Origin of the sequence: Endozoicomonas numazuensis (assembly GCF_000722635.1) — a bacterium.
Classification (GTDB): Bacteria; Pseudomonadota; Gammaproteobacteria; order Pseudomonadales; family Endozoicomonadaceae; genus Endozoicomonas_A; species Endozoicomonas_A numazuensis.
This window is the reverse complement of the sequence record NZ_JOKH01000001.1, coordinates 1,064,750-1,088,026: the sequence shown is the minus strand read 5'-3', so window position 1 is coordinate 1,088,026 and position 23,277 is coordinate 1,064,750. Positions and strand designations below refer to the sequence as shown.

The window sequence follows — 23,277 nt, the reverse complement described above, 5'->3', positions numbered from 1 at the left end:
TTTCTTATGATGTATGTCAGGGGAATGTTAGTGGTTCTTGCACTGACACTGTCTAGCACAGCTTCGGCTTTTTTTGTTTTTGGTCAGCAACAATATATTGCACCGCCTTTTACCTGGACCGGTGGTGACGTCACTATAGATCTTCCTGTTCAATTACAATCCTGCAATGGAACCAGTGTTGGCTCGGGTTTTCTGTCCTGTGGCTGGTTTAAGCAACTTGAAACATACACAATCGAAGCCTCTGACTTTGATTTTATTGCCTCAGGGAGTGCTTCCTCTATAGCAATGTCCAAAGTGACCTTCCAGCAAGGGGTGAACTCGTTATTGATCAAGGATGGGGGGACTGTGCCAGATACCAGTGCGACGTTTTTGAATCCGGGTAACTGGCAGCAAGTGACGGGTAATGTATCCGTTAAAATCAATGCATTGGATTTACAGGGGCAGCCCCCCGGGAATTATCAAGCTGTTTTGAAGCTAAAGGGAATGGAGTCCGGAGGGTGGATACCTTATACGGATAACAGTGATTTGATTTTTGATCTGAAAATTCCAGATCGAATTCAAGTCAGTGGCTTGAAGGATATTGCACTCAATGATCAAGCTTTGCAGGGAAGTATGGATTTTTGTGTGTATACACAAAGCGGCTCAAACTTTACTGTCAGAGCGACTGGGCTTGATACCGATTTTCTTCTGTCGGGCCAGGTGGGGTATCAGTTGAGAGTGGGGCAGGGCGGCATTATGGAAACCTTGTCGCCAGGCGTGGATGGGCAGCCCTGGAGTGGTTCTACCCAACAGTATTGCGATGGAGCCTCTAATATGAATCTGGAAGTTACAGTACCTTCATCGGAAATCTCAGGGCTTCTTCCTGGGGTTTATAAAGATACTGTAACTGTGACGGTTTCTGTCCATTAAATCAGAACGTCTTACGCTCTTCTGTGCTGCCGTTGAACAGACCGTATTCTACTTCGGTTTTGCTATTGGGCACTTTTAATGTCCAGCTTTGTCCTGCATACAGTCGTTTAATGTCATCGATATCAGAACATTTGCGCTTACTCTTCTGGCCAGAACAGAACTGGCCATTACGCAGAACGACATTGATGTTGCCGCTGTTAGTAAAAGTAATGGAGTCTTTTTCTCGCTTGGCTGTGACTTTGTATTCAGGGCTTTCCGGGCGAACAAAGACCAGTGTCTGATAAGCAATCAAAAGCTTAATAGCGTTCTGAGTGGCTTCCAGATCACCGACTACAGGTTTGAAAGTTACCCGGTATACAGACTCTGTTTTTTTGGGTGTTTCCAGGCTTACAAGTCGTACGGTTTTTCGGCTGTTGGGGGCAACTATGGCTTTCTGAGGAGTGCTTAGCAGTTTTAGTTCAGAAGGGTTGGTGACACGCACTCTTTCTTCTTGCTCTGTGCCTGGATTAACGACCTTGTAAACTTCAGTCTGAAGGTACAGGTTTTCCTGATCGGGGTTAGTGACAACGATATCCTGTCTGGGGGATTTGTCTGGCTCAAAATAGACAATCATTTTATCCAGAGACATAGCTGCGTGAGTATTCATTGTCATAAGCAGTGATGCTATAGCTAATGATTGGGGGGAAAGACAGGGTTTAAACCATGACTTCATCTGTTTACCCCTTGTGTTTTTATAATGTGATTCAGTCACTTGAGTGATCTCTTTGTCATCATCACCATGCATATCTGGTAATGGTCTATGGCTGCTATTTTATGGGTACAATCGTTCCTGGTAAACCGTCTTATTCAGCACTGATGATGAGTCTCAATGATCCTTCAAGAGGTTGTTGAGCTGAGGGTTCAGGTATCTTGACCATAAAGCCAGTTTGATCGGCATCGCAGTTGGCGTTACGCGGGATGGTATTAATCAGGCTACTGTTCTGACCGCTGTGCAGATCGTATGGCTTCTGATCTGATGACCACAGGTCAATTTCATAATTATAAGAGCGCTGACCATCCGTTAAGGAATATGAGCCTTGGGTCCCAGAACCCTCGGTGGCCACAGAATACTGACTAATACCTGTGCCTTTGATACACAGAGGTTCAGGCTTGTTGAATATGGCAACTGTTGAGGTCTGGTCATTGATTTGAGTGCTGGATTGTGTGGCTATCGAGGTTTGTAAACTGGGTTGTATGACCAGTCGAATACTGAATGACCCCGTGGAGGTTTTGCCAATATTGCCTTGTTGTGCTGAGTATGTGGGTAGAGCGATGAGTGTCAGTAATGAAGCCAGAAGGCTCCTGCAGGTTATTGAGCTGAAGTCCATTTGACACCTATTCCTTTTCTGGTGTTATTAAATGGAGTATAGAAATCTTCAGAACTCTGATTGGCAGGAGTGTTATTCGAAGGTCAGGCGGAGATATTCGGATAGATTGAAGTGTTTAGAGGGGGGATACCGTCAGAAGTTCGGCTCCCCCTTGTCGTTTGGATAGCTACTCTGTCAAAGCCTTGTCAGACATTTCCAGTTCTTTCATTTTACGGGTCAGAGTATTACGCCCCCAGCCCAAAAGTTCGGATGCATCTCTTTTTCGCCCCCCGGTATGCTGCAGAGCCGATTCGATCATGATCTTCTCAAACACCGGAACCGCTTTGTCGAGAATGCTGCTATGGCCCGCAGCCAGCTCTCTGTCTGTCCAGAGACGAAGCTGTTGCTCCCAGTTACCGGGCTGAGGCGTTACAGGGCCACTATCAGGCTGGCTTAATAGTTCAGGAGGCAGGTCAGAGATTAATACTTCACGACCTGAAGCCATCACTGTCAGCCATCGACAAGTGTTCTCCAGTTGTCTGACGTTGCCGGGCCAATCGAGGCCAGCGATGAATCGTGCGGTCTCCTGCGTCAGCACCTTGGGTTCGACATTGAGCTCTGTTGCGGCTTTGTCCAGAAAGTGTCTGGCTAGAACCGGGATGTCTTCTGATCTTTCGCGAAGTTTTGGCAGGTGAACTCGTATCACATTAAGGCGGTGGAACAAGTCTTCCCGGAAAGATCCTTCTTCTACCAGCTTTTCCAGATTCTGATGTGTGGCGGCAATAATACGAACATCGACTTTTACTGGAGTGTGTCCGCCCACTCGATAGAACTCTCCATCGGCGAGCACGCGGAGTAAGCGGGTTTGAGTTTCTGAAGGCATGTCTCCTATTTCGTCGAGAAACAAGGTGCCGTTCTGAGATTGTTCAAAGCGGCCTTTGCGCATTGCTCCAGCACCCGTAAATGCTCCTTTCTCATGGCCAAAGAGTTCAGATTCGATCAGGTCTCTGGGGATGGCGGCCATATTCAAGGCAATAAATGGATTGCTGGCTCTGGGGCTGTGCCGGTGCAGTGCTCGGGCAACCAGTTCTTTACCTGTTCCGGATTCACCATTAATGAGTACTGTAATATTGGACTGTGACAGTCTGCCTATGGCGCGAAAGACTTCCTGCATTGCAGGCGCTTCGCCAATAATATCAGTACCATTATCAACCGCTTCGACGACCTGTTCGGTTTTCTTTTGACGGCTGTGCTCAATAGCCCGTTTGGCTAAAGATACTGCGTCGTCTACATCGAAAGGTTTCGGAAGGTATTCAAAAGCTCCTCCCTGATAAGAAGAGACAGCGCTCTCAAGATCAGAGTGTGCCGTCATAATAATAACGGGTAGGTCTGGATAGGTTTCATGGACTTCCTTAAGGAAGTCCAGTCCATTCGTGCCAGGCATTCTGACATCGCTGATAATGGCTTCGGGCTGAGAATACTGCAGTTCTCGCAGGGCTTTGTCAGCGGAGTCAAAGGCATCCACTTCGATCAGCTCTCCGGTCAGGGCCTTCTCAAGCACCCAGCGGATAGAACGATCATCATCAATAATCCAGACTTTAGAATCCATACTCATTACTCGCTCCTGTTATTTATCCGCCTTGTCATAGGGTGGCTGCCCATCCTTTTAGCTCTTTATGAGCTGAGGGCTCTTTATTAGCTGAGGGCTCTTCAATCATAAGCGGTAGATAGACGTGAAAGCAGGTTTGACCTGGTTTGCTGTCACACTCAATGAGTCCCTGATGCTGGCTGATAATGTACTGCGCCATAGGGAGTCCGAGGCCGGTACCTTCTGCACGACCACTGATCATGGGATAAAAAATATTTTCCTTAAGGTGCTCAGGAATACCCGGACCATTATCAATAACCGACAGGTGGCAAACGAGTCTTCGGCGCTGGTTGCCAATCGTAAATTGTCGCGATATACGACTCAGAATGGTTATTTGGCCATCGCTTAAAGGCATGTGCTGCTCAATGGCTTGCATGGCGTTTCTCACCAGGTTGAGAATGGCCTGAATCAGCCGCTCCCTATCTGCAGGAAGGTCGGGGATGCTGGGGTCGTAATCTTTTATGATGGTGAGCTGGCCGCCAGTCTCGGCGTGTATTAACTGGATAACCCTTTCCAGTACTTCATGAATATTCAGGCTATTCATGCTGGGGGGTTTGATAGGGCCAAGCATCTGGTCAACCAGGTCTCTCAGCCGGTCTGCCTCTTCAATAATGATTTGGGTAAATTCGCTGAGTTCTTCATCGTTCAGCTGCTTATCCAGTAATTGTGCAGCGCCTCTTATACCACCCAGGGGATTCTTGATTTCATGAGCCAGGCCTCGGGCAAGAATGCGCGAGGTTTCCTGCTTGGCGATCAAGGACTCTTCACGGGTGATGCGCTGTAGCCGGTCTCTTGGATGAATTTCCAGTAGCAAAAAAGTGTGGTGATTTTCCAGAGGGGTGATCGTGTAATCCACCACTACTGGATTGTCGTGTATCACGATTTCAGATTCTCTTCGGGTAAATTGCTGGTTTTGTTCCAGCGCCCGTTGCAAATCTTTGAGCATAGATCCATGTTCAAGAATATGAGGCAGAGGCAATTGCTTGCCACTTTTTTCACTGATATCCAGGAGTGCTTCAGCAGCTTGATTCATGTAGGAGACGCGAAGCTCTTTATCCAGAGCAATAATGGCCGTGTTTAGATTTTCCAGTACGAATGCATTGATCACCGGCTGACACCTGGATAAGTGGTTGTTGTTTTTTAATAGTCTGGTTAAACATAAGGCAAGAATTGAACCAACTGTTGCCTATCTCTTTCAGTGCGTGATCTCTTTTGCATACTGACGCACCGTTGAGAGGTTGAGAGGCCTGAAATTATAAGTCAGTTCATTTAAATGCACCAGTTTGGTGCATTTAAAGTTTTAAGGAGCCGGGGCTGGTGCTGGAGCAGGGGTAGGAGGTCTAACAACCGTCCTCTGTACATGCACAGTGCTGCGGGTTGTTTTGAGTGTTTTGCCATTTCGGTTGAGAATAGCTACCGAGAGTTGGTGGGTGCCACGATCTATATTTTGCAGTTTAAACTGAGTGTTTCTTTGGGGCTTGCCCTGTTGGACACCATCAACGGACAGCGAGAGTGTGTGGCCAACAGTCAGTCGTGGTTTCAGGCTGACATTGACCGTGAAATTGCCATTATCTCTCACAGTCGAATCATTAGCCGGTTCAGTAATAGTGAAAGTCGGATAAATATCCCCTTTCTGGTCATCCAGTTGTTTGACCGCAGGCTGACTGGAAGTCGGGCTGGAAGGGATACTGGTAATGGGGGGGAGCTCAACAGGCTCGGCCTTTTTATTAGCGCCAGGGCTATCTGTGAAGGTGACATTGCCATTATTGTCGACTGTTTTGTATATCTCTGAGGACTGGCCTGACAGAGGTAAGACCAGTAACAAGCTAAATATTATTCTTTTCATAATGATCTACGGCTGATTCCGGAGTCACTCTAGAGTACTTTAGTGCAGTGTTGTTTGCATCTATGTGTCGATGAAAGGATGTTACAGAGAGTCTGCAGGGCAAGTGATAGGGGGGGGGCAGGGGTATATAATGGGGCTTAAACAACAACCGGAGTGCTATGGGATAGACACTCCGGTTTTATGTTGGATGGTTGAGCTTTTTTACGACAGGCGTTTGTTATCTCCTGTCACAGAAGCTTATACGCTGTAGTACAGATCGAATTCGGCTGGGTGAGTGGTCTGGCTAACTTGTACGCACTCTTCTTTCTTCAACGTAATGTAAGCATCGATCATGTCGTCGGTGAATACACCACCCGCTGTCAGGAATTCACGATCAGCGTCCAGAGCGGCCAGCGCTTCTTCGAAGCTTTCAGCAACGGTTGGGATTTCAGCGGCTTCTTCTGCAGGCAGGTCGTACAGATCCTTGTCAGCAGCATCGCCAGGGTGAATCTTGTTCTTGATTCCGTCCAGGCCAGCCATTAGAAGAGCGGCAAACGCCAGGTATGGGTTAGCAGTCGGGTCAGGGAAGCGAACTTCTACTCGACGGGCTTTAGGGCTGTTCACGTAAGGAATACGGATAGAAGCAGAGCGGTTACGGGCTGAGTAAGCCAGCATAACAGGCGCTTCGAATCCTGGGATCAGACGCTTGTATGAGTTGGTAGAAGCGTTGGCGAAAGCGTTGATAGCTTTAGCGTGCTTGATAACACCACCGATGTAGTACAGAGCGTTTTCGCTCAGGCCCGCATAGCCGTCGCCAGCAAACAGGTTTTCACCATCTTTGCTCAGAGACATATGAACGTGCATACCGCTACCGTTATCGCCTACCAGAGGCTTAGGCATAAAGGTGGCTGTTTTTCCGTAAGCGTGAGCAACATTGTGAACGGCATACTTCAGGATCTGAACTTCGTCAGCCTTGGCTACCATGGTGTTGAACTTAACACCGATCTCACACTGACCAGCAGTACCTACTTCGTGGTGATGTACTTCAACACCCAAGCCCTGAGCTTCCATGGCTGTACACATGGCAGCACGGATATCGTGCAGGGAGTCTACTGGAGGAACCGGGAAGTAACCGCCTTTAACCTTTGGACGGTGACCCGTGTTTCCGCCTTCAAAAGACTTGTTGGAAGACCAGGCTGCTTCTTCAGAGTTGATCTCGTAAGAAGCTCCGGAAATGTCAACGTTCCACTTAACGTCGTCAAATACGAAGAACTCTGGCTCTGGACCAAAGAACGCAGTGTCAGCGATACCGGTGGACTTCAGGTACTCTTCAGCACGCTTGGCAACGGAACGTGGGTCACGCTCATAGCCCTGCATGGTCATGGGTTCGATGATGTCGCAACGAATGTTCAGGGTGGTTTCGTCGGTGAAAGGATCGATAACAGAGCTGCTGTCATCAGGCATCAGAATCATGTCGGATTCATTAATGCCTTTCCAGCCAGCAATGGAGGAACCGTCGAACATTTTACCCAGCTCGAAGAACTCTGCGTCTACTTCGCTGACTGGCAGGGAAACGTGCTGCTCTTTACCACGAGTATCAGTAAAGCGAAGGTCAACCCATTTTACATCGTGATCCTTGATCAAGTTCAGGGTCTTGGACATTTATTATTCCTCCAAAGGACTTATAGCTCTCGTTGTGAGCACCGCAGGGTCGATTGTGAGGCCAGAGTACTACCACTCTTTGCCTTGTACATCGGGTATGGCGGTTTACCAACATTTAGTATGTGCCGCATTGGCGACTGTGCCGATACGGTATAAGCAATTGCTATGCCAGTATCAAAAACCGGTTGATTTTGCTCAGTTCTGCAGCCTGATCTTGCCTGAGTATGGTTGGCTGCACCGAAAAGAATCTCATCAAGCCGAAAGAATGCACAAAAATGGTGCGCAGATTAGGTCTGGCGTATCGCTTTGGTGCACTCGCCTGTTGTTTATCCATGGAATCATTTGCAGGCGGGGCCCAGTGTAGCGTGAAACTGCTTAGACTACTAACGATCCAGTGGTCTTTACGGAGAGTTTAAGCCGCATGTCTGCTCGTGAGTCTGAATTACCGGTGTCTGGGAGTATTCTGTATACTTCACGGGATTCGTTTCTTATTTTCGTAACTAGCATCTGGACCGGGTTCTCTCCCTGACTGGTGGTGACACTTTTCTAATGACAGAGCACCGGGAATACAATTCTATGAAGTTCATCATCAAGCTGTTTCCTGAAATTACGATTAAAACGCCTCCGGTGAGAAAGCGTTTTATTAAACAGCTGCGCAAGAATATTCGCACCGTTCTCAAGCGGGTCGATGAAAATGTTGAAGTGGCAGGATCCTGGGATTTTATCGAATTGGCGACCAGTCATGACGACCCACAGCTGGTGGCTCAGGTCTCAGATCTGCTGAGTCATATCCCCGGCATCGCTTATTGGCAGCAGGTGGTTGAGTATCCGTTGACGGATATGGATGACATTCTGGAGAAGGCTCTGGTGGTTAACCGTGAACTGCTGGCTGGAAAAACCTTCCGGGTTACCTGTCAGCGTTCTGGTAAACACGATTTCCAATCTATCGATGTTGAACGATATGTTGGTGGAGGCCTGAACACTCGTACAGATGCAGCCGGAGTTAAACTCAAAAATCCGGATGTTGTGGTCAAAGTTGAAATCAAGGGTGAGCGCTACTTTCTGGTCACCCAGCGTGGCAGTGGACTTGGTGGTTACCCACTGGGATCAATGGAGCCAGTACTGTCGTTGATCTCTGGTGGTTTTGACTCAACGGTTTCCAGCTTTTTGACAATGAAACGAGGCATCAGAACTCATTTCTGTTTCTTCAACTTGGGTGGGCATGCTCATGAGCTGGCGGTAAAAGAGGTGGCCTATTATCTCTGGAGCCGTTTTGGTTCTTCCCATAACGTCAATTTTGTTACGGTTCCATTTGAAGGGGTTGTTGAGGAAATCCTGACCAAGGTAGATAACTCCCAAATGGGCGTTATTCTCAAAAGGATGATGCTCAGAGCTGCCACTCAGGTTGCAAAAGAGATGTATATTGAAGCGGTAGTGACGGGAGAAGCCGTCGCGCAGGTTTCCAGTCAGACGCTCACCAATCTGGCTGTCATTGATTCCGCAACGGATCATCTTGTACTGCGTCCTCTGATTGCCATGGATAAGCAGGACATTATTGATATTTCAATCAAGATTGGTACGGAAGAGTTTGTCAAAAATATTCCTGAATACTGTGCGGTGATTTCCAGGAATCCGACCACCAGAGCCAAACCGGAAAAAATTGAATCAGAAGAAGCACGTTTCGATTTCTCTGTTCTGGAATCTGCAATTGAGAGTCGACGCAAAGTGTCTGTTACTGACATTATTGCTGATGACCTGACTCGGGAAGAGGTCGAGGTTGTTGAGACAACGAAACAAGACGACATTGTCATTGATATCCGTCATCCGGAAGAAGAAGAGATTAATCCGTTCAGTTTGCCTGATCGGGAAGTACTGACTATTCCTTTCTACCAGCTCAGAGCAAAGTTTACCGAACTGGATAAAGAGAAGCATTATCTGCTGTATTGTGAAAAGGGAGTTATGAGTCAGTTACACGCTATGCACCTTCGTGATGAAGGGCATGAAAACGTGGGTGTATACAACCCCGGGAAAAAATAATCTAAAAAACTATTTCTTTTTCAGGGCCACCATAACGATTCCTAAATGGTGCATGGCATCTTCGCTGACAGGTATTGCATCGGTACCTTTCACTTGATCCCATGCGCCGGGAATCTGAGGGAAAACATCTTCGTTCTGGTTAAGCATCCTGAAAGCCTCTTTGACCTCATCCTGCCTGCCGTACTTAAAGTCGTTGAAGCCTGCTGCAGTCAGGCTTTCAACCATGATATGTCGTACGTCGCCCTGTTGTGCTTTCTTGGTCAGACCGTAGGCTCCGGAAACGATAATCATAATCCCGCCTGGCTTCAGCAATGAATGACACTTCTTCAAAGTAGCTACCATCTGATCCGGATCTGAAAAAACAATACCTGTAATGTATTCAAAATAAATGGTTGAAAACTGCTCTTTATCCGGAAGCATATGAATCATGGTGCTGATGTCACCCTGAAGGTCTGGCAGCATGCTGGCATTAAGATCTGCAGTAAACGAGGTTTTTGCAGGATGCAGTTCTTTATGCCCTTCATGTGCGGCGCCACAGCCAATAACCATGGATTTTCCTTCACACTGATCAAAGCGCTTTCGAACCTCTTCAGAAGGCGGCTCGACAGCCAGCATATTGATGGCTAAAGGGTTACCGGCAATGATACTGACAATTTCCTGCATCTTGGCAACTGTGCACTGAGCAGGTTGTGGAGGAAGGTGAAGCCTGTTCATACGTTCATAGTCCATAGATGCCCCAGCTGTGGGTAGAACCTGTTGGACTATAAAACCTTCCATGCCTTTCTGTAGACGGGCAATCTGTGCTTCGACGTCTGGCGTTAAATGTTCATTAAACGTCAGGTTGCCTCTTTCATCCATACCCACGAGCAGATGTCTGGGTGTTTCAAATAGAATACCGGCTTGCTGGCCCAATTGCTGACCGTTGAACGTGGGCCATTCGGAGGTAACCTGTTCAGCTTTTATTTTGGTTGTTGGAACTGAGGCAACTGGTGAAACTTCAGGAACCATGTGGTCAGGTACTGTTGTCGTTTTTGCGACGGAGACGGATTCCTGTTTCACAACAGAAGGAACAGGCGGGGTTGAAGGCTTGAAGTCGAGGCTGGTGGCCTGCTGTAGCACCTCTTTTACCCGCGGTAAAAACGCTTTTAACTCTTCGTGCTCAACGGCTTCTACGGTCAGCTGGGTCTGTACATTCTCCACAACATGTTGAACGATCGCAGGTCTCTGGCTTTCATCAAAGTCATATAGATGCCCGGCTAATGCCTGATGCCATTGGGACTGATTTTCAGGGGAAGCACCTTGCGTCAGCAAATGGCCTTTTATTTGTCGGAACAGAGCATCGACCAACTCTTGATGATCCGAGCTATGAATGAGAACCACAGGTTGGGCTGTGGACTCGACTTGAAGAATCTGGGCTTTAGGCGGAATAGATAATTCTGGTGTAGATGAGCTTGCAACAGGCTGGAATTGACCCGTCAGAGTCATCACAAGGGCTGATTCTACCGTTTCCTGATGGTTGGCAAAAACAGGGTATCTTTCTGCCTGCTCATGCATTTGTAATTGGATTTGCGCCTGGGCCAGTCCAAAGATTTCATACCTTGTGGTTTCGTCAAACTGTTGCAGATAGTCATTCAGCAAACCGAACCAAGCATTTTGCTCGTCAGGCCCTGCCCTGTTGTCGCTGATGTCTTTATTAATCTGTGTCCAGAGATTCGTGAGAACTCTTTCATCATCCCGGGTGAGTTTTGTAGGTACGGCTTGTGCGGTAGCCATTTTGACGGGAGGTGGTGTCGGTTCACGCCTTAGTGCTTTATCTGGCGTATCTAAATGAAAAGGGAGTTTCTGGGCAGCCAGCTTAGGGCGTGCTCTTGGGGGTAATTCCAGAGCGGCTTTAATCGCTTCCCAGCAATCCAGAGCAACCTGTTTATCTGGCGTAACTTCAGATTTCAGTGCTGTTTCAATCAGTTTGAGTATACGCTCTGCTACATCCTGCTGTTCGTTATCAGGATAACCTTTCAGGTAGTCATTCTGTGACTCAAACCATTGTCGTTGATGATTCCTTCCAGTATGACCTCGAGAGCAATCAAAAACGATTCTACGTGACAGGGTTTCGGCAAAGTCCTGATAAGGTTGCTTTCTGGGCAGGCTGGGTTCGGAAATTTCTGGAGTAAGTGCTTCAGCCGTTTTTAATACCTGCTTCGTTGCTCGTTGAGCTATTGATGACTGATTTGGCAAATTAGTGAGCAAGTCACCTGTCAGATCGGATAAAACCGTAGCGGTTTCTTGTTCCGTCAAACTACTGAGCTTCTCTTTCAGAAGCTGTTCAGATTGTTTGGCAACTTCAGACAGGTTTAGTGCATCATCAGATTCAGCCGTCGTTTTTTCAATAAGGACATGAACGTCATGACTCAAAAAAGCAGGTTGAGAGTCTGTTTCATTGGTTTCAGTCTTGATCAGATTTTTGGCTGAATTAATCGTCCTGATCAGCGGATCCATTGCTTTGTTATCAGTTGCCAGGTGTCTGTTTTGACGAGAGAACTCAGCGAGCTCATTATCCAGAGCTGACAGAAGAATCAGTTTTTCTCTTTCCTGAATCTTGCAGCCTTTCAGTACTTTCTCAAGTTGTGTGGCTGCTTTCTGGGCATGAGCCCGAATCTGTTGACCTCTCACGCCGTTTTCGAAGGATTCTCTGGTTGCTCTTACAATCTCCAGAGCACACTCCATTCGGTCATTTAATCCTGTATCGGTGGGAACAGCTGGAATGGCTGTTGGTTCAATGGCCAGATCATGAAGTCCATTCAGAAGACGGTTGACGAGTGTCAGTCTGACTTTTGAACCACCTTCCAAGGGGGCTCCCAAATGGTTCAGTTCTCTGGCGAGCGCAGCAACTTTTGACCTGAAGAACCTTGGGTTGTTCACTCTCTTTAACTTTTCATCGAAGCTGATCAGCATTTTCTTCTTGAAGTAATCCAGTGTTTCTTCAGTGTGAGCATCCAGGTCATCGGCTGGAGTAAGTTGATCCAGTTGCTGCAAGAAGTCGACAACAGACTTGTGTAAGTCCTGGAATTGCCCCCAGTCACTTTCAACCAGTTTCTTGCCTTCTTCGGAGATCGTTTGGCTGGACATATTCGGCGTGAGCAGTACTGACACAGACATTCCCGTGAAGTCACGGGCAGCAGTCGAGCATGATTCCAGCGTTTCTTTCAGATTCCGTGAGGCATCATCAAAGCTTTTCACCTCCCTGTAATCCATATAACCCAGAGTCCACGAACTTAATGTAGACTGAGGCTCTGGTTCGAACTCGTCTTCCGAGACAATCTGGTGATCAACATTAAGTCCCAGTCGAGTGTGCCCCTGGCTTTTCTGAGCCAATGACTCAGCCCGATGATAGATGCTTTTTAACTGATTGAACTGACTGAAATCCGGATTCATTCTTCTTCCATGTGTCCTGAATTAATGATTGAGAGGTTGCAGGAATGGACTACCTCGGCTTATGGCAAATGCAGCGGTTCTGTCGGACTTATCTCTGAGGTCGTCGGCTTGGGTTTCCATAACAATGTCTGAAACACCCGTTGCAAGAAGCCTGGTGTAATCTTGGTCGTCCAGAATATGCTGGCGCCCGCTGGTCAGTCCTGTACCACTCATAAAGTGGGGGCTGGCAGCAGCATCACCGGCAGCTGTGATCATCAAGGGGACTTTGCCACCTTTATAGATAACGTTGTTTTCTGTTCGATCCTGGGCCACAGAGAAAGTGGTCGCAAACTTTTTGTTGATGGCTCCTTTTCTGGCATTGAGTTTTTCGTCAACGCCATAGGAATTGGCAACCGTCTGGAACCAGGCGGTTCTGATCAGGAGCTGTAACTTTCTAACATCCTCTTCTGTAGCGCCGTCTGCCAGCAAAATTCTCTGGGCATCGGCAAGGTAGTCCTTTATTTGGGAAGGTATCTCCATCCCGATATAGAACTGCTCTTTGTTTTCAAAACAGCGGGTTTGTAAGGGGGTTCCGGCAATTCGGCCAGACAGGGTGGTGAAGATCCGACTACCTGAGCCAATAATCTTCTGAGCAGCGGTTTGCCCCTTGGGAGACATTTCTCCAAGGAGTCGGTTTGAATCATCATCATTCAGTTGTCGTGCAAACTCACCTCTGAATATCCGATCACAAACGATCATCTGACGGAAGTCCTCAAAGTGTCCAAACTGATCAGTCTGGACATCAGCACCTTCCCAAGTGCAGACCCCATAATACTCTTCATTCGTAACCACTTTTGACGGCAGGTATTGGTTTCGGGTTGAGCTGCCTTTACCGCCAGCGCAGATCAGAACTTCAACGTCGTCCGTAAAACGTTTCTCTCCATCCGATGTCTTGGCATGCACCGTAAAGCCTGGGTGCTGATCGTTAGGGTCTTCAATATGGGTGAGTTCACACTGCTCGACCGGGACAAGAGCATCTCTGCTGGGAGCCATTTGGGTCAGAGTCTGCAGTTCGTCCAGAAGCGCTTTTTCCAGATCCCGGGTCGTCAGACCGCCAAAGGAGTCTTTGCCAATGAAGCCTCTGGCATTGTGTGTATCAGGATGCTCGGGAATGCGGAACAGCTCATAAAATTTCTCACCCAGATAGAACTTCAGCATACCGATCCAGATAGGATCCAGTCGTAGAATCTGGGCACGTTGGAAGTCGAACTTTCGCTTTTCCAGCACTTTAACATTGCCGCCTACTTCGAACTGGCTGATAGCTGACATCAAACCTATTGGACCACCCCCTTCGATCACTACTTTTGGATGCCTGTTTGCTGATTTATGCTCTTTAATAATCCACTCTCTTTGAGCCTGGAATATCTCCGGGCTACGCAGCTGGTCAATTTCGAGCATCTTCATATAGGCCTGGTGCTCCTGTGGCTTGGCCCAGTATTCTGGACGGGAGAGCACGGATGAATGCCAGCGTCGTCCAACCCCCAGTTGAATATCCAGCAGGGCTTTTCTGGCTACAACAATGGTGTTCAGCTCTTGCTGGGTCAGCCGTTCATTGCGAGCAATTTTATTGGCTATATCGGCAATATTCATTGTGGCGAGGCTGGCTACTGATTCATTGAACTCTACGGCATTGGCAATTTCTGTCTGAACATCAAACCGGATATTGTCTTTCATGGTATTGAGCGTGGGATCAACTCTGTTCCAGCCTCTGTTAACTTTTGGTAGCCCTAATTTGGCAACAAGCCCCGGGGCATTATCAATCCATTCCAGCAGTTCAACTTGCTCCTGTTTAACCTGATCCTGAGGGTCACCCACTACGAATTCGTTTTGAATGATGCCATTCTGCAGAGCTCTGTGGAGAATGGCTCTGAGCATGTTATAACGTCCCGGCGTGGTGTCTGGGTCAGTAAGGGTGAGAACAGGCTGAACGTCGGCTGCTGAATTATTTGCAATGTATTCCTGGACGACTTGTTGCATAACATTGTATTCAAAAGTGTCAAAGCCGCCTCCTTGCCGGGTGGCTCTGAAGTGAGCCTCCAGTTGTCGTTTTAGTCGGTCGGCGCGAATCAGGTCATAGTTGTCTGCTGTCGAGAGGAATAGCACCTGATAGTAGGCTTTGAGGAACGGTCTGGCTTCTATTAATGAAACACCAGGCAGCTTGACGGGAAGCTTTTGGATAGCTTCTTCGATGATTAGAGTAGGGTCTTTAACAGGTGCTGCAGGGATTCTCTCTTTAGGTTTGGCAGTTACTTGAGACGTTGCCTCTGGCAGTGGCCCTACAGGTGCTGGAGTAGTTGGCTTTACTGCTGCAGGCACTGTAACAACCAGTGGCTCGTCTTTGAATTGTCCACTGATACCATTGAAGAAAGCCTGAATGACAACAGGTGTATGCTGATCCATATTGGCCAGAGTCAGGGCATTGCTGACTTCCTGAATCAGTGTAAAGCCTGCGGCCTCTCTCTGGGAGACAGGCAACGTGCGAAGTGGTGCATTTAACCTGCGTGCCCACTCATTTTGATATTTATCACTGGTTTCGCCTGCTCTGAGTTGAGGGCGAATATAATCCATAAGCTCTCCTGCCACTTTATGAAAATCTAGTTGTGGTGGCTGAGCTGATGCAGTCGTTGCTGCTGGTTGTACTGGGAATGTCTGAGCGAGAGGCTGAAAATGTGGACTACCTGCCTGGTCCAGCAGATTATTGATGACCGGTATGTATTGGTCATGATCAGCAATATCCAGACTCAGCTCAAATTCTATTTTTTGCCTGAGCTGAATAAGAACCTGTTCTGTCTGGGCAGGGTGGGTTAGGAGGTGTGCTGAAAGCTCCTGATGCCATTCTTTTTGAGCGTCTGGAGTGAGAGCAGGATTGAGTGTCTTCGACAGTTTTCTGTAAAAATCAGATACAAAGTTTTCACTGGTTTTTTTGTCTTCTTCTGACTCTTTCAGAGCGGTGGCTGTAGATACTTTAGCTGTGACGGCCTGTTTAAAGTTGGCCTTCAGTGCCTGGTCACAAACCTGTTTAAAGTCTCTCTCCAGGCTTGCAAAGTTTTCTCTATGCCCATATTGGTCGCTTAGCTGGAAACCAACGACGGCTCTAGTCAGTCCCAGAGCACCGACTCTTTCTGTTTCAGGCAGAGTCATTAGATACTGGTGCAACATCCCATGCCACTGCAGTCCGCCATCCTGGTATTGAGTGTCCAGTGCGTTCAGACTTTCAGTCATTTTTTGGTACAAACGTATGGCAAAGTCTCCAGTGTCTTCCACAGGTTTTTGAGGAACAACTGGCGGTGTGTACTGAACCGGTGCCGCTTGCAGGCCAGCTCCAGATGAAAGCGTGAACTCAGTGTTGGTTCCTTGTTTGAGTACGTCCAGAACCTGCTTTTTCTGATCTTCAGACACACCATAACGACTGATGGCCAATTCTCTTTCGATATGACTGACAATCGTATTGAGAGCTCCCTGCTGTTGATCCGCCGGGATAGCCTTCAGATATTGGTGAATTGACTGGTGCCAGACAGTTTGTTCTGGCTGACCTGTTTTTTGCGCAGCCAGGTCACCACCGATCCGGGCATAAAGTTCCCTGCTGAATGCTGCATGCTCAAGTCTTGGCAGAACAGTAAGAGATTTTGTAACGGCTTCCAGACTGGGTAACTCTTCAGTAACAGCAGCGGGGCGTATTTGTTCCGACTGAAAATCTTGTTGGTCCAGACGGGCAAGAAAATTCAGAACCGGGCCTGCATAGTCCTGATATTGAGGTTGTCCCTCTATCTTCTGGCGAATGGCTTCCAGTACCTGATCCTTTGCTCTCTTTCGGGTACCAGGTGAAGCACCTCTGAGAGCGTCATGAAAATTGGTATACCATTGTTGCTGTGATGCAGCTTCCAGGTTGCCAGTATCCATATCGTGACGTATCTGGTTCCACAACGGTTTGGCTATCCAGTCATAGTTCTCAGGCTCAAGACGTCTTAAAGGAGTGACTTCTTGAGGTTTTCTCTTACCTTCACTGGCAAGGGTTTTAGACTGTTTTAGAAGGGGCAGGGTTGAAGGTGTTGCTCCCTGTTGCTCCACTTTACGTTTTTCTTCTTCAAGGTGTTTCGCTTTTCGTAGCTCTTCTTCTTTTTCCTGCTTGGTCATTTCTGTCCAGCGGTTTTTGAGGCTCACAAGCTCTTGAGCCAATGGATCAAAATCACGAGTTACACCTAACTTATTAATACGGTTGAACTCTTTACCAAATTCCGTTTGAAGCGATTGAACCATTTGAAGCTTTACTGCCGTTGGTGCGACACATTCCATAAGGGCTGAGGTCACATTTTTCCTGGTGGCCTCAGCCATGGATGCCAATAATGGTCCACGCAAGGCCACTTTTTTATCACTGTAATTATGAACCAGAATGGAGAGAGATTGTCTGGCAAACGTCAAACTCTGTTCTGGAGTGTTGCCTGTCTTTCCAGGCAAAGAAATAGGGTCTGTAGCAGTATCACCCAGGCTGTTTAACAAGCGGTTAGAAGCGGCTACGGATATTGGGTTTCTGGGATTGCCTTCAGAAGTGGTCTGGCTGGCCAGTTTCCCCAGATCACAATCTCTGGAAAGCTCTTTTAATGCTCTCCTGAAGGCGGGTCTGTCTTTAGCTGCTCCGGCGTGATCCTGTATAGAGCGCTGAATTTTAAGGCGAATACGTTCCTGATAGTGCATGTTGTCGAGATAGTCACGATAAGCTGACCATGTTTTATATTCAGGAGATGCTTTGTTGGCGATAGTTGCTAACGTCTGATCGACTCTCAGGGTCTCAGCCTCATAGGTCTGTTTGCTTTCCAGGCCCCGCGTGACGGCTCCCTGGGGAAGAGTCATACTGCCAAGTTCATCAAACTGTTTAAGCCCCTGCATAAACTCAGAAACATCACTCTTAACCTGCTGGAGCCTGCCCCAGTCACTGTCCATCAGTTTTCTGATTTCATCCATAATCGTGATGGCTGACATCTTGCGTCCGGTGATGACAGTGACTGGAACTTTGGATTGTGCGTTGGCTGCGTGGGCGCATTGTTGCAGCAATGGCGTGATCCGGGCTGCAGCATCATCAAAGGTCTTTACATTACGTCTATCCCAGTAGCCTCGGGTCATCAAGCTTTTATAAGACTGAGGTTCAGCTTCGAAGGAGCCTTCATCAACAGGCTTTTGATTCGCATCCAGCCCGATAGCCTCATGCCCTCTTTTTGAGTTGACTTTTTTTTCGGCAACGTAAGCAAGCTGTTGTAGCTGGCTGAAAGCATCCTGGCCTGAAGGCAACATCTGACATTCCTCTGGTTGTAACTGCTCATTTTTTGTAGGTAAACTTTAGAGTCGATTGACTATAGCCCAGTAAAATCAGGGGCACCATTCTTGAAATCGGCACTTTTGCCTACAAAAAATGAGCAGTTACCTCTGGTTTTATCTTGCAGTTATAGAGAAACCCTAGTTGATGGATTTCAGGGGTCTTGTGGGTACGAGATAAATGGCCGACAATGGCGTCTGATCTGGAAGCCTTCGGTGCATTTGCTCCCTTTATGAAAATTGCAATGATTGCCGCTGTAGCGGAAAACCATGCCATTGGCATCAATAACAAAATGCCCTGGTATTTGCCTGGAGATCTCCGCTATTTCAAGGCTGTGACGATGGGAAAACCCATTATTATGGGACGAAAGACGTTTGATTCATTGCGTAAACCTTTGCCTGGACGGACGAATATTGTCATTACCCGTGATAAAAACTGGCATCATGAAGGTGTTAAAGTGGTGCATAGTCTGGAAGACGCCATTTCTTTGGCGGAAGACGTGGCAATGATCAATGGCAATGAAGAAATCATGGTGATTGGTGGCGAACAGATTTATCGCCAGGCCTTAGACAAAGCTGACCGGTTGTATCTGACTAAAGTGTTCAGATCATTTGATGGCGATGCTTTTTTTCCTGAAATTAATGAAAGTGACTGGGGTATCACTGCCAGAGAAGATCAGGTCTCAGAAGATGAGCAGGCTCTGGAGTTCAGCTATCAGGTTCTGGATAGAAAGTCTGCCTGAGTTCGGGTAAGGATTCTAAAGCACGACAAGATTTTTAAACCAGCTTATTGAGGCTGGTTTAACCCCTTTGACAAAGTTCTTCTACTTCTTTCAATTCGATATCCATATGGCGGCTATATTTTAAATATTGCTGCATTCGTATTTTTTTATTCGAGTAAAATATCTAATGATTACTTTTAATTAGTTAATCGAATAAAAATGAACGCCTTGGTCTAATACACAGGAGCCCGTTCTTTTCTGGGCTCCCTATCTCAGGGATTGAGAGACATGCCACCAGAGGTTCGGAGCCATCGAGGCTCTTCTCTCTCTGCTGTAGGGCGCAAAGAGGCCGCTACAGCGTCAGAAGAAGATACCAGGCTGGGTCAGATTGATTATGGTCGGTGGCAGGGTCGTATCGTCTCGGTTTTTTCTGGAATTGGCAGTTTTTTCAAACGTTTTTTTGGCGGTGGTCCATCTGCGGCCAAAGCCCTTAGAGTCTACGATGCTTTTCGTCATGCCGCTCATAACGAGTTTTCTTCCCCCATCCAGCGCAGCCTTAATGACTATCACATAGCTTGTGCCATGGCCTACCACCGGGTTTGTGTTTTGAGTGAGGAGAGAAAGGGCCAGCAAATGAAGCTGGTGCTGTCAGGAGGCAGTGAACAGATTAGTGATCAGGTGATCACGGAAGTCAGAAAAACCGTTTCCTGCTCCACAGTAGAACTGACTTATAAATACCTGGCTGAAGATCGTGCTCTTCCTGTTGGTTTTTTGAGAAGGGCACTCATTCCTGATTTGATTCAGGGCGCAATGAGAGATTTCAATGTGGATGCTGACACGGCGGAAGCAATGATTACTCAATTGGCTCAGGATAATGGCCTGCATCTAGAGTCAGATATTACTTTTGAACGCATTCTTGAAATAAAGAATGCGTTGCGTTGGCGGTTTTTTCCAGAAGCGAATGTACCTGTCATGAAAGGTCGGAACCCCATTAGTCCGGTTGACCCTTCTAATCCTGCAGCTACACCTCCAGGTCTCGATAGGCCAAAAGCTACCCGTTATAAGCTGGATGAGGCTGATAAGGCTCATATTCAGAATGTTGTTGATAAAGGGGGAGGCATCAAGCTTAAGAATACAGATACTCGTAACCGGATCAAACGCTATTTTCTCAGGAATAAAAGAGACTTTACTCTCAATAGTTTTGCCATGGTCGTTAGTGCTGTGTTGACCGGATTGGTTACCGGAGGCATTGGTGCAGCGGTCAGTATATTCAGTTACGTTGCCTGGTGCGGTGTCTGGAGTGGCGGCACTGAACTCATTCGCATGACCCGGGCAGTCAGGGCGTTGCAGAGAGCTGAAGTATCTGCAGATTACAAGCTGGATGTAAATGATCTGGGTGTTTTGTCAGAGATGGACGATCAGAAATTTCGCGTCTTCCTGAAGAGTCTGAGATATATCTGTAGCCATGAAACGCTAACACGAATTTTTAATGCCTATTCTGAGCTGGAAAAAGACGCTCAAATGAGGCTGGAGATGGAAACGAACAAGGATGAGAGCCATCTGGAAACGGTGATACGGCTAGAAGAAGGTAAGGCCCGGTATCTCTATCGAAGACGCAGTCTGCAGGATGCTTTCAAGCTCTACAAGCGTCTTTATACAGCCGCTGTTAGTGATGTTGAGCGCATGGACAAGGAGTGGGAGCCGGTTCTGGATGAGTTGTGGAATTGCAAATTTAAAAATATGGATCCGGTGAAAAGAGAAAGCCTGTTTAGTCGTGCAGCAAATGATCCAAGGGTAATAGGAAAGTCCTACCATTTTAAGACTAAGCAGACGGGGTGGTGGAAAAAGGTTTTTCCTAAAATGACCCCTGATTTAAGCAATGATGGCTCTATTTCTTCAAAGGAAGCTATTGAGGAGCTGGAACGGGTTCTGGAAGAAGAAATGCCCGATATAGAGCTTACAGAGGAAGAAAGGTCACGTTTTAATACTCATGCAAACAGAGTTGCCAGTGCTCTTATTCTGGCCAAGAATGGTGTTCGAAGTTATATGAAGGGCTGGTTGAAGGGGGCTGTTAAATCAACCATGGTGCATGGATTTAAAGTGGGCTGGCATGCCGTTGAAGGTGTTCCAAAGTTGGAGATTTCCCCATACCTGCCCAGACCCTCGGTGGATGGTTTGATTATTTTTGGTTTTTTCTTTCTGGCGGATCTTTTTGTTAATAGATACAACGAAAAAATTAACAGGGAGCGGTTTGCCCACATTGTAGGTCAGAAGGAAGGCAAGAGCCTGACCTGGGACTTGTATGGTCAGAGAGAAAGAACTGGCCGTGAAGAAATGAATACCATGAGAAGGCTGGCAAAGGATGAAGTGGAAGGCTTTGTTGAGCGCATATTGAAACTGCATGACTCCCATAAAGAAATTATGGAAGCGGTCAGGCGTGAGAAACAGCTTGGGGAAGTGGATCCAACCTCTCCTTTATTTCATCATATGGAGGATGAAGAAGCCGCTGTTTTAATTCTTCGTCGTCAGTATCACCATCAAATTATCTCTGAAATGATGATGGGGGCTATTGGTCAGTATTATGAAAGTGTTCAGGCCAAAATGGGCTTCTGGGATCAGAAAATGAGTCATATTATTCCTCCCCAAAGCCCGCTTTAATCAAGTCAGACAATTCGTTACCTTCCACCGCTCAGACAAAGAGCCCGAATGAGTTCAACGAGTGATGTTTGTATAACTTCCTTCGTTTCAGAATATGATCACTCTAATGTTTCTGCAGTCTTAATTCTGTTTAAAGTGGCTTTGTGAAGTTTTCATGAATTCAAGTTAGCTTTGTTTCTGCTTCTGGCCATCTTATTCAGGTGAACTATGATTTTTCTTCTTAACTACTCATTCTCCACTCTCTGAGTGGGGCTGTTTGCCCATTTGATTGAATACGCTCTATCAGAATGAAAATAATAACCTTACTCTTGAATCGTTTTTGTCATTCGAATGTGCTTTTTTGTCTGTTTGCAGGCCTGCAGGGCTTTTTTATACAGGCTGGTTATGCTGAAAACTATCCCCTTCAGGCTTATGAGTCTGAGTGTAAAAGTATGGTTCTAATGGATGCAGGCAGCTCGGGCTCTCGGGTTATGTCGTATCAGTTTAAGCGTCTGTATGGTACTTCCCAATACGAGCTGATCAGGCAAACATCGTTGGTTGAAAGTGAACCCCCCCTCTCTTATGGCAAGCGCCTTCCTGGTCATCTTATTGGCGAAATGAGCTCTTTGTATCAGTTAAAATCAGGTGATTGCATTCCTAAAACCGAAGTGTTTGTTGGAGGAACGGCTGGCCTTCGGCATCGGGCCGTTATACTGAAGAATCATGGGAAACCACTGCTCTCAGCTGATCTGGTTCTAAAGCGGGTCGCTATAGAGTTATACAGGCAGGGAGTACCTGGCAACTACCCGGAGAATGTTCGTTTGCTGACAGGTCTGGAAGAAGCTGCTTTTACCTGGTTAGGCGTCAATACTCTTCGTGGTCAGCTAAAATCCGAAAAGCTCCAATATGGCATTGTCGAACTGGGTGGTGGTTCGGTGCAAATGGCTTTTCGGGTAAGGAAAGATGAGCAGAACTCTCTGTATCGTAGAGCGGCCAGCGAAATTCCGTCATCGGCCGTTAATATCAAACGTTTCTGGCGTTATCCGCAACCTGACATTGAAGTCTATGGTGAGTCGTATTCAGGTTTAGGTATCAATCAAGCCTATGATGATCTACTGAGGTTGGAAAATGTTACATCTCTTTCGAAAGTCTGCTCAGAATATCAATCATGTTCAGAGGTGGTGGATAAACTATTTGAAAGACCCGGGAGTTTGAGAAAAGACAGGAGAAGGCCTCTTCTCTATACGAGCATGCCGAAGGTATTCCACTTGAACGGTTATTTTTATGATCGTACTGTGGCGCTGGGTCTGCCTAATATTCAGACGCCAAGAATGTTACAGCTTGCTGCTCGCTATGTTTGTGGTTTGAAGCCCGACGGAGTTCATGAGAGGCTTCAGGGTCATTACCGTTCAGATAATCAGTTCTTTTCCGAATTCATAAAACTGCATAATCAACCCCCTCCACTGGAAGAAGACTTTTCCAGCAGTGGTGAGCCACGTAAGCCATTGGCAGAAAGAATGTGTGCTGAGTTTGTTTATATGGCAGAACTATTGAGTCGTTTAGGGCTGAAACCAGATACCCACTTGCTGGTCAGTAAATCGGTGAGCTATAAAGGTCATAGTTATGGACTCAGTTGGCCGCTGGGGTACAGTATTGCCCGGGCCAATGACTGGTTGAAAGTAAAAGAAGAGTAGGCTGGCCCTGCATTTGGGG

General features: G+C 47.1%; 13 protein-coding genes. 5 read left to right on the top strand and 8 right to left on the bottom strand.

Features of this window, described 5'->3' with window-relative positions; genetic code table 11:
- The first annotated feature begins 6 nt into the window (after positions 1-6).
- Entirely contained in the window at positions 7-909 is a 903-nt protein-coding gene (locus tag GZ78_RS04855; protein ID WP_152558552.1) for a hypothetical protein, read from the top strand.
- A 1-nt stretch (position 910) separates the two neighbouring features.
- On the opposite strand, the gene GZ78_RS04850 is transcribed toward GZ78_RS04855, so the two are convergent.
- The 6 genes from GZ78_RS04850 to glnA form a co-directional block, all read right to left on the bottom strand.
- The gene (locus GZ78_RS04850; protein ID WP_161787304.1) at positions 911-1,621 is read right to left on the bottom strand and encodes a fimbrial biogenesis chaperone; all 711 of its coding nucleotides are present in this window, start codon (positions 1,619-1,621) and stop codon (positions 911-913) included.
- Between the two features lie 130 nt (positions 1,622-1,751).
- Positions 1,752-2,276, bottom strand: a complete 525-nt coding sequence (locus GZ78_RS04845) for a hypothetical protein (RefSeq protein WP_034833176.1) — start codon at positions 2,274-2,276, stop codon at positions 1,752-1,754.
- A 166-nt stretch (positions 2,277-2,442) separates the two neighbouring features.
- Complete coding sequence (gene ntrC / locus GZ78_RS04840; RefSeq protein ID WP_034833175.1) at positions 2,443-3,870, bottom strand: nitrogen regulation protein NR(I); 1,428 nt, start codon at positions 3,868-3,870, stop codon at positions 2,443-2,445.
- Positions 3,871-3,898: 28 nt separating this feature from the next.
- A complete protein-coding gene (glnL, locus tag GZ78_RS04835; protein ID WP_051785821.1) occupies positions 3,899-5,011 on the bottom strand; it encodes a nitrogen regulation protein NR(II) in 1,113 nt (370 codons plus the stop codon).
- Between the two features lie 192 nt (positions 5,012-5,203).
- Positions 5,204-5,749 (bottom strand): DUF4124 domain-containing protein, encoded by a 546-nt coding sequence (locus tag GZ78_RS28115; RefSeq protein ID WP_081869670.1) that lies wholly within the window; start codon positions 5,747-5,749, stop codon positions 5,204-5,206.
- 237 nt (positions 5,750-5,986) lie between these two features.
- Positions 5,987-7,390 (bottom strand): glutamate--ammonia ligase, encoded by a 1,404-nt coding sequence (glnA, locus tag GZ78_RS04825; RefSeq protein WP_034833172.1) that lies wholly within the window; start codon positions 7,388-7,390, stop codon positions 5,987-5,989.
- Positions 7,391-7,966: 576 nt separating this feature from the next.
- Here glnA and thiI point away from each other — a divergent pair.
- Positions 7,967-9,427 carry a tRNA uracil 4-sulfurtransferase ThiI gene (thiI, locus tag GZ78_RS04820; protein ID WP_034834184.1) on the top strand — a complete coding sequence of 487 codons (1,461 nt, stop codon included), beginning with the start codon at positions 7,967-7,969 and terminating at the stop codon, positions 9,425-9,427.
- Positions 9,428-9,436: 9 nt separating this feature from the next.
- Here thiI and GZ78_RS04815 read toward each other — a convergent pair whose 3' ends face one another.
- Both GZ78_RS04815 and GZ78_RS04810 read right to left on the bottom strand, forming a co-directional pair.
- The gene (locus tag GZ78_RS04815; RefSeq protein WP_034833171.1) at positions 9,437-12,859 is read right to left on the bottom strand and encodes a class I SAM-dependent methyltransferase; all 3,423 of its coding nucleotides are present in this window, start codon (positions 12,857-12,859) and stop codon (positions 9,437-9,439) included.
- 21 nt (positions 12,860-12,880) lie between these two features.
- Positions 12,881-18,184, bottom strand: coding sequence for a hypothetical protein (locus GZ78_RS04810; protein WP_034833170.1), 5,304 nt, complete (start codon positions 18,182-18,184; stop codon positions 12,881-12,883).
- 254 nt (positions 18,185-18,438) lie between these two features.
- On the opposite strand from GZ78_RS04810, the gene GZ78_RS04805 reads away from it, so the two are divergent.
- From GZ78_RS04805 to GZ78_RS04795, 3 genes are all read left to right on the top strand, one after another.
- Positions 18,439-18,948 (top strand): dihydrofolate reductase, encoded by a 510-nt coding sequence (locus GZ78_RS04805; protein WP_034834183.1) that lies wholly within the window; start codon positions 18,439-18,441, stop codon positions 18,946-18,948.
- A 267-nt stretch (positions 18,949-19,215) separates the two neighbouring features.
- Positions 19,216-21,585: a hypothetical protein gene (locus GZ78_RS04800; protein ID WP_034833169.1), complete on the top strand. Its 2,370-nt coding sequence runs from the start codon at positions 19,216-19,218 to the stop codon at positions 21,583-21,585.
- A gap of 287 nt (positions 21,586-21,872) precedes the next feature.
- Positions 21,873-23,258, top strand: a complete 1,386-nt coding sequence (locus GZ78_RS04795) for a hypothetical protein (RefSeq protein WP_034833168.1) — start codon at positions 21,873-21,875, stop codon at positions 23,256-23,258.
- Positions 23,259-23,277: the final 19 nt, after the last annotated feature.